Source organism: Variovorax sp. 20P10.2.4 (assembly GCF_058244205.1).
The window spans coordinates 1-8,560 of record NZ_JBZAYE010000303.1; the positions used below are offsets into that span (position 1 = coordinate 1).

Below are 8,560 nucleotides of genomic sequence, written 5' to 3' on the forward strand. Positions count from 1 at the left end.
AGCGGACTGGTCGGCAAGGCCGTCGGACCGGGCAGCATCGCCACGGCCGAAGTGATGGCCGCGTCCGCCACCACGCTGCAGACATGCCAGGTGCGTGGCGCCATCGTGAGCTCGCCCACCTCGACCATCAACTTCCGCATCGACCTGCCCGAGGACTCGGTGTGGAACCAGCGGCTGGTGCAGATCGGCGGTGGCGGCTACGACGGCGTGGTCGTCGGGCCCGACCTGGTGATGCTGGCCAATGGCGACGTCTACAAGCGCGGCTACGCGTGGGTCAGCGCGGACGGCGGGGTGCAGGTGCCCGACCTGAGCTCGACGCTCAACAACCCCTCGGCCTTCGACAACTTCGCTTTCGCCTACCACCCGCAGGTGCTGAAGGTCGCCAGCGCCGCGATCCAGTCGATCTACGGCAAGCCCGCCGCCAGGACCTACTTCTACGGCATGTCCACCGGCGGCCGCGAGGCGCTGCTGCAGGCGCAGCGCTATCCGCAGAGCTACGACGGCATCGTGGCCGGCGAGCCCGTGGTCGACTACAGCAACGTGATCCAGCGCGGGATCGCGCTGGCCAAGCTGGCGTTCTCGAACAACGGCGCGGGCTGGCTCAGCCCGGCCAAGATCAAGCTGTTCGGCGATGCCCAGATGGCGGCCTGCGACGGCCTCGATGGCGCGGTGGACGGCGTCATCTCCCATGTCAGCGCCTGCCGCTTCGACGTGCGCACGCTGCGCTGCCCGGGCGGCGTGGACGGCGGCGACAGCTGCCTGTCGGATCCGCAGATCGCGTCGGTCGACTTCATGCGCTCGGACTTCACGCTGCCCGTGCCGGTGGCGAACGGCATCACCAGGGCGCCGGCCTGGGGCGTGGGCGGCGAGGCGGCCGCGGCCGGCAACTGGACCATCGCGCAGTTCGGCGCCAGCCCGACGGCGCCCGCGAGCCAGCTCTACTTCTTCTCCGACTGGTGGCTCAAGTACCAGGTGACCTCGAACGTCAACACGACGGTGCTCGGCTACACGCCGGGGTCCGATCCGGCGCGCTGGCTCGAGCTCTCCGAGAAGGTCAATGCGACGAATCCCGACCTGTCGGCCTTCGCGGGACGCGGCGCCAAGCTGCTGCTGTGGGCCGGCGCGAGCGACAACCTGGTGCCGCCCGGCTATGCCACGGACTACTACCAGAGCGTGGTCGGCAAGCTGGGCCAGGAGACGACCGATGCCTTCATGCGCTTCTACATGCTGCCGGGCGTGGTCCATGGCCCGGGCGGCCCGGGTGCCGGCATCGTCGACAACCTCGCGATCCTCGAGAACTGGGTCGAGAAGGGCAAGGCGCCCGACGATTCGCTCACGGCGGCGCGGCTGGCGGCCGACGGCAAGCGCGTGGAGATGACGCGTCCGTTGTGCCGCTACCCGACCTGGCCGAAGTACCGCGGCTCGGGCGACCAGAACCTGGCGGCCAGCTTCAGCTGCGCCTACGACTGAAGCAGCGGCGTGCTAGCGCGCCGGGGCCTTGCCGGGCTCCGGCGCCAGCAGCATCTGGGCCACGAAGCGGCGGCGCTCGGCCTTGTCGGCGGTGGAGCCCTGGTTCCTGAACAGCGACTCCGACTGCATGTAGCAATAGAGCGTGAAGGCGCGCGAGCGCGCCGACTTGGCGTCGAAGCCGCACGAGAGGAAGCATTCCTCGATGTAGGCGAGCCGCTTGGCATCGACCTCGTCGACGATCATGCGCGCCATCTCGTCGCGCCGGGCCCAGGCACGGACCGCGAGCTCGACCGATGCACCCTTCATGGCCGCGCGGCCATGGAACGGCAGCTCGACCAGCTCGACGATCAGGTCCTGCGCCTCGACGCCCTGCTTGCGGTAGCGCGCGATGATCTGCTCGGTCTGCGCCTCCTGCCAGCTCACGAGGATGCGCTTGAGCAGGTCGTCGCGGTCGACGAAGTGCCAGTAGAAGGAACCGCGCGTCACCTGCAGGAGCTTGGCCAGCACGTCGACGCGGACCGCATCGATGCTCTTGTCGATCAGCAGTTCCGTCGCGGCCACGATCCAGTCGGCGGGCCCGAGCTGGGACCGCTCGGAGGCCGGCTTGGCGCCGGCCTCGCTCTTGCGCTGCAGGGCGGCCGAGGCCTTGCGCGGGCGCGGTTTGCCAGGGGTGGTCGTCAGCATGCGCCGATGATAGCGGAGGCCCGCATGCACCAGAGTCAGGGCCCATTCCCTTGGGCAAACCCTGAGCCGCTCGTCCGGATCCGGCTGATAGCATCGCCACACCATACACATCTGTACGTGTATTGAGAAACGCGAAAAAGCTTCTTCCCCGACCTCATCGAAAGCCATGCAGTACCAGTTCCTGACCCTCGAACTCCAGGAGGAGATCGCCCACCTGCACCTGAGCCGCGCCGACAAGCGCAATGCCCTCAACGACGGCCTGGTGCTGGAGTTGCGGCATGCGTTCGAGAACCTGCCCGGCCATGTGCGCGCCGCGGTGCTCGGCGGCCGGGGCGCGCACTTCTGCGCCGGGCTCGACCTGTCCGAACTGGCTCACCGCGATCCGCCGCAGGCGGTGCAGCACTCGCGCATGTGGCATGCGGCGCTCGATGCCATCCAGTTCGGCCCGGTGCCCGTGATCGCCGCGCTGCACGGGGCGGTGATCGGCGGCGGCCTCGAGCTGGCCGCGGCCTGCCATGTGCGCGTGGCCGATGCCACCGCCTTCTACGCGCTGCCCGAAGGCACGCGCGGCATCTTCGTCGGCGGTGGCGGATCGGTGCGCATTCCCAAGCTGATCGGCGTCTCGCGCATGGCCGACATGATGCTCACCGGCCGCGTGTACCGCGCCGACGAGGGCGAGCGCGTCGGCTTCTCGCAGTACCTCGTGGCCGAGGGCAAGGCCTGGTCGCACGCGCTCTCGCTGGCCCGCCAGGTGGCGCGCAATGCGCCGCTGACCAACTTCGCGGTGATGCAGGCGCTGCCGCGCATCGCGGAGCAGCCCGCGGACCACGGGCTGATGACCGAAGCCCTGATGAGCGCCATCACGCAGAGCGCGCCCGAGGCGAAGCTGCGCGTGCAGGCCTTCCTCGATGGCGCGGGCGCCAAGGTGCGCACGCCGCAGGCCGGCGCGGACATCGCGCCCGCCGCCTGAACCACGACATTCACAACGACCGAGGAGACTTTCATGCAGACACGACGGACCTTCATTCAGGCAGCGGGCGGCGGTGCCCTCGCCTCGCTGCTGCCGCTCGCGGCATCGGCCCAGGCACTGGACCAGGTCAAGATCTATTACGGCTTTCCTGCGGGCAGTGCCGGCGACAGCGTGGCGCGCCGCATCGGCGAGAAGGTCGCGGGCTCCGCGTACTCGCGCAACGTCGCGGTGGTCGACAACCGCCCGGGGGCCGGCGGGCGCATCGCGCTCGAGGTGCTGAAGTCGGCGCCGGCCGACGGATCGGTGCTGGCGCTGTCGCCGTTCTCCTGCACCTCGATCTATCCGCACGTCTACTCGAAGCTCAGCTACGACGCGAACAAGGACTTCGCCCCCGTCTCGACCGGCGCGATCATGCACCACGGCCTCGCGGTGGGACCGAAGGTGCCCGCCAGCGTGGTCACGGTGCGGGACTTCCTGGCCTGGGCCAAGGCCAACCCGCAGGAGGCGAACTACGGCTCGCCGGCCGCGGGCTCCACGCCGCACTTCATCGGCGCCCTGCTCGGCCTCACGGCCAACGTCGATCTGCGGCACGTGCCCTATCGCGGTTCGGTGCCCGGCATCACCGACGTGGTGGGCGGACAGATCGCCGCCATGGTCACGCCGAGCGGCGACTTCCTCGCCAACCACCGCGCGGGCAAGCTGCGGATGATCGCGACCTCGGGCCGCCAGCGCTCGCCGTTCTCGCCCGAGGTGCCGACCTTCGCGGAACAGGGCTTCGCCGAGCTCACGACCGAGGAATGGTTCGGCTTCTATGCGCCCGCGCAGACGCCGGCCGCCGCGATCGCGCGCGCCAACGCCGCCGTCAATGCCGCGGTCAAGGAGCGCGCCGTGATCGATAGCCTGGGCGTCGTCGGCCTGATCGCGCGCGGCTCCACCGCCAACGAGATGGCGATGTCGCAGCAGGCCGAGTTCGAACGCTGGGGACCGCTGGTCAAGCGCATCGGCTTCACGGCGGAGTCGTAGGCCAAAGCCACGAGGCCTTCGCGGCCCGTGGCGCCGTTCAGTGCGTCACGAATCGAGATGGCGCTCGCGGCTCCACTGCTCGACGAAGGTCCTCGCATCCTCTTTCAACGCACCGACGACATCGGGGCCGTCCGTGCCTGCCACCACGAGGCGGCGCCGGACGATGCCGCCCAGATCCAGATCGGCATGGCCCGATGCGAAGGCCGCGCCTTGCACGGTCGTGACGCGAATCTTCACGTGCCACCCTCGGTAGCAGAAGTCGAGTTCGGTGTCGGGAGTCATGGCAGGCAAGGCGCCGTTCGCCAAGCGGGAATAGCTCGAGATTGGATTGATAGTAAATATATCAATGAGTAGCAATTCTATCTATCCGAATCGACCCTGAGGCTCGGTCGTGCGGCGCCAGCACGCCTTTCAACGGAAGCGCTTGCTGAATTCGCGCACCACCCCGATCACGCGCGCCACGCCGAGCGGCTTGATCGGGTAGCGCGGATTGAGGGGCCGCAGGTAGAACTCGCCCCCATCCCTGACCAGCTGCTTGAAGGTGGTCTGCGCGTGCTCGTTGAGCGCGATGACGTAGTCGCCGGGCAGCACCTCGAGGTCGGGCTCGACGACGATGATCGAGCCCTCGGGAAAGGAGTCGCCCATCTCGCTGGCCATGCTGTCGCCGTGCACGCGCAACGCATAGGTGTGACGCTTGACCGGCACGGTCACGGGGACGGTCTCGAAATTGCCACGTGGCTTGAAGTTGTCGATGACCGTGTAGTTGCCGGCCTCGACCTCGGACACGAGCGGTACCTCAGCGCGCATGACCGTGCCCTGGCTGATGTTCGGCCCGCCCGAGAGCAGCTCGCCGACGGAGATGCCGAGCAGTTCGGCAACGCGCGGCTGGTTGGCGCGCTTGGGTGCGGTGCCCCCGGCTTTTTCCCATTGCTGGACTGCACCCCGACTCACACCGACGGCGTCAGCAAACTGCTGCTCGCTCATCCCGAGCCGTCGGCGCCCTTCGCGAATCAGTCTATGAATGCTCATAGTCTAGAGGCTAGGTCCTCCGATGGATGGAAAATAAATCATAGCTAGACGTTCTGGCTAGCTTGACTCTCCCATCCATGGGGGAACGAGCCTCCGACACCGCGCCTGCACCGGGCATGCGGGCGGGATGCGGACGGCGCGGGCGGCTGCCGGATCAGCCGGCCAGATCGAAGCAGCAGCCCGCGTAATAGGCCTTGTCGCCGCCATCCACGAACGGGACCTCGATCGGCTTGCCTTCGTTGCGCCAGCCATCGCGGCGACGGTAGCCGGCCTGCTTGAGCTGCGCCATCAGGTCGTCGTGATGCTCGATGCGATAGGGGCAGACCGCGAAGCCGATGCTGTTGAGCGTGTAGAGGGTGCGATCGGGATGCAGCGCCGTGGTGTTCAGCACGATGCGCCGCGGCTTCACCGCGAGCGCGGCGAGGATCTCCGACAGCCGTTGCGGCAGGTATTGCAGGCTGCCCGAGGCATACAGCACGTCGCAGCCGCTGGCGTCGGCCAGCGCCGTGGTGAAGCCCAATTGGGCCGCCGCGTCGCGCTGCAGCGCCAGTGCCTCGCCGGCGCGCACCACGCCCGGCACGTCGCACACGGTCCAGCGCAGGCCATCGGGATAGGGCAGCACGCGGCGGAACGCGTAGTACTTGATCCCCACGTGGCCGCCGAGGTCGAAGATCCGCGTCATGCCGTCCTCGAGCGAGCGCCCGAGCCAGAACAGCGCCGGGTAGTCGTAGAAGTAGACCTGGTGGCTGTAGAGCTGCGTGGCCGCCTGTGCGTTGTCGTAGCCCACCGACTTGGAGGGCGGCGCGCCCGCTTCGGCCGCGGCGAAGCTCTCGAACGAGCCCATGAAGAGGTTGTCGTCTTCGTTGTCGAGGAACTTGCGCCGGTAGGCGTTCGCGCGGGGCAGCCGCGCCAGCAGGTTCGAGAGCATTGCAGGCCCCTTTCGAAAGAATTGATTGTTCGCGTCGAGGCCGATGCTGCTTGCGATTTCCGGAAATTACAAATCTCCGGTCGATCTTTCGACTTCGCTTACGAATCGGATGAATTAATAACGCTCGCGCCGCGGATCGGGCAATTGAATTCGCCTCGAGCCGAATTGAAGATCCGATTCGCCCTTTTCCCGCGGGCCGTGGGAGCCACTGTTCCAGCCCGCTCGCACTCACCGCGGCGCTTCGGAAAAAGCGCTGATTTCCCCAGGAAAACCAACGCTGAAACGGGCCCGACATACCCATCGCGAGAGCCTTCGCCACGCTTTTCCGGCTCAAAAGACAAATGGCTACCTCGTTTAATCGATATTCGGTAGTTCCGATCTGAAATAAACAAGTGCAAATGTAATCGACCTCCCAAATAGGGCCCACGCACATCTGCAAACCTCCTACTATTTCGACACAAATTAGTCGCAAAAAATCTATTTCGTTGTCGAATCAATAGCCGTTCGAAGCTGTTTTTTCGCTGTCTTTTGCAATTTCGAATCGGACGGTGATATGGACATTCAGACGATGTTTCCGGAGCTCCCGGAAAGCCGGGGCCTCGCATGGGAGGACCTGTTCGCGTCGCGCTCCGGGCTCGGCGCCGGTCCGAGGCTGGCGGCCACCCTGCCCTTGCCGATCGACGCGGCGCGGCATCCGGCCAGCGCCCACCGATTCCCCGATGCACCGTGGGCCGCGGCCTGGGTGCTGCTGCAATCGCGCTGGCTGGGCCGGGCCGAGCCGATCCTTCATGAAGCCGCGAGCACCGGCGATGCATTCGCCTCGTCCTTCGCCTGGGATGCGGGACTGACCGCCGCCGAATGGATTGCCGCCATCGACCGCCAACGCGGCGAGGCAGGTGCGACGCCGCTGCCCATCGACCCGCCCGCCGTGCTGTGGCTGCGTGACCCCGCCGCGGCGCCCGCGCCGATCCGGCTGCGCTTCAGCGCCCAGCCCCCCTGCCTGCATGCCGACGCCGCCGCCGGCTGGCTCGATGCCATCTCGCTGCAGCAGCTGCTCGCGGCAGTGGCCGACACGGCGGCCGACCTCCTGTCGCGCCCCGACGCACCGATCGCCGAGATTCGCGGCCTGCCGCAGGCCGACCGCGAACGGCAGCTCGCCGAATGGAACCGCCCGGTGGCACCGCTGGACCGCGCGCTGACCGTGACGGGCCGCTTCCGCGCCCAGGCCGCCGCCGTGCCCGACGCCATCGCGCTGGTCCAGGGCCAGGCGCGCCTGAGCTACCGCGAACTCGACCGGCGCTCCGACGCACTCGCGCAGTGCCTGCAACAGCGCGGCGTGCAGGCTGGCGACACGGTCGCTCTCGTGCTCGAACGCTCGATCGACGCGGTGGTGGCGCAACTGGCGATCCTCAAGGCCGGTGCGGCCTACCTGCCGATCCCGACCGAGCAACCGCGCGAGCGCATCGCCGCGATGCTGGCGCAGGCCGGTGCGCGGCTCGCGATCACGACCGAGGCGTTCGACGCGCTGCTGCCACTGTCGACCCCGCCGCTGCGCGTGAATGCATGCGCCGATGACGGCCCACGCGGCAGTTGGCATGAGCCGGACGTCGACGGCGAATCGCTGGCCTACCTCATGTACACCTCGGGCTCCACCGGCACGCCCAAGGGCATAGCGATCTGCCATCGCGCGATCCTGCGCCTGGTCGTGGGCTCGGACTTCGCCGCCTTCGGCCATGGCCTGTCCATGCTGCATGCCGCGCCGCTGGGCTTCGACGCGGCCACGCTCGAGATCTGGGGGCCGCTGCTCAATGGCGGCTGCTGCGTGGTCCACGATGAACGGCTGCCCACCGGCGCGGGGCTGGCGCGCACCATCGCCCGGCACGGCGTGCACACGGCCTGGCTCACGGCCGCGCTCTTCAATGCGGTGGTCGACGACGATCCCGCCCACCTCGCGGGCCTGCGCCACCTGATCACCGGCGGCGAGGCGCTGTCGCTGCCGCACGTGCGGCGCGCGCTCGCTGCGCTGCCGGGGCTGGTGCTCAGCAACGGTTACGGCCCGACCGAGTGCACCACCTTCGCGGCGACCCACCGCATTCCCGCCGTGCTGCCCGACACGCTGCGCTCGGTGCCGCTCGGCCGCCCGATCCAGGACACGGTGCTGCGCGTGCTGAGCCCTTCGCTCGCGCTGCTGCCGGCGGGCCTGGTGGGCGAGCTCTGCATCGGTGGCCATGGCCTGGCGCGCGGCTACCTGGGCCAGCCCGCGCTGAGCGCGCAGCGCTTCGTCGCCGACCCCTTCGGCGCGGCCGGCGACCGCCTCTACCGCAGCGGCGACCTGGCGCGCTGGCTGCCGGACGGCACGATCGAGTTCGTCGGCCGCCGCGACGGACAGGTCAAGATCCATGGCCACCGGGTCGAGCTCGGCGAGATCGAGACCGCCCTGCTCGCGCATCCGGCCA

The 8,560-nt window shown here is 68.5% G+C and carries 8 protein-coding genes; 4 read left to right on the forward strand and 4 right to left on the reverse strand.

From position 1 onward, the window contains the following. A partial coding sequence (locus AC27VN_RS24445) for a tannase/feruloyl esterase family alpha/beta hydrolase (RefSeq protein ID WP_490878186.1) occupies positions 1-1,470 on the forward strand: 1,470 nt, incomplete at its 5' end. Between the two features lie 12 nt (positions 1,471-1,482). Here AC27VN_RS24445 and AC27VN_RS24450 read toward each other — a convergent pair. Next, entirely contained in the window at positions 1,483-2,154 is a 672-nt protein-coding gene (locus AC27VN_RS24450) for a TetR/AcrR family transcriptional regulator (RefSeq protein WP_093350042.1), read from the reverse strand. Between the two features lie 166 nt (positions 2,155-2,320). Here AC27VN_RS24450 and AC27VN_RS24455 point away from each other — a divergent pair, with 166 nt between their 5' ends. Together AC27VN_RS24455 and AC27VN_RS24460 are read left to right on the forward strand one after the other, a co-directional pair. After that, the gene (locus tag AC27VN_RS24455; RefSeq protein WP_490878187.1) at positions 2,321-3,124 is read left to right on the forward strand and encodes a crotonase/enoyl-CoA hydratase family protein; all 804 of its coding nucleotides are present in this window, start codon (positions 2,321-2,323) and stop codon (positions 3,122-3,124) included. A 33-nt stretch (positions 3,125-3,157) separates the two neighbouring features. Beyond that, positions 3,158-4,147: a Bug family tripartite tricarboxylate transporter substrate binding protein gene (locus AC27VN_RS24460; RefSeq protein ID WP_490878188.1), complete on the forward strand. Its 990-nt coding sequence runs from the start codon at positions 3,158-3,160 to the stop codon at positions 4,145-4,147. A 45-nt stretch (positions 4,148-4,192) separates the two neighbouring features. Here AC27VN_RS24460 and AC27VN_RS24465 read toward each other — a convergent pair whose 3' ends face one another. From AC27VN_RS24465 to AC27VN_RS24475, 3 genes are all read right to left on the reverse strand, one after another. After that, on the reverse strand, positions 4,193-4,429 hold the full coding sequence (locus tag AC27VN_RS24465; RefSeq protein WP_490878189.1) for a hypothetical protein: 237 nt from the start codon (positions 4,427-4,429) through the stop codon (positions 4,193-4,195). Between the two features lie 129 nt (positions 4,430-4,558). Then, on the reverse strand, positions 4,559-5,176 hold the full coding sequence (locus tag AC27VN_RS24470) for a LexA family protein (protein WP_296775761.1): 618 nt from the start codon (positions 5,174-5,176) through the stop codon (positions 4,559-4,561). A 154-nt stretch (positions 5,177-5,330) separates the two neighbouring features. Further along, on the reverse strand, positions 5,331-6,104 hold the full coding sequence (locus tag AC27VN_RS24475; protein WP_490878190.1) for a TIGR04325 family methyltransferase: 774 nt from the start codon (positions 6,102-6,104) through the stop codon (positions 5,331-5,333). 568 nt (positions 6,105-6,672) lie between these two features. Between AC27VN_RS24475 and AC27VN_RS24480 the strand changes: the two genes are divergently transcribed. Continuing rightward, positions 6,673-8,560, forward strand: a 1,888-nt coding sequence (locus AC27VN_RS24480) for an amino acid adenylation domain-containing protein (RefSeq protein ID WP_490878191.1), incomplete at its 3' end; no start/stop codon positions are given.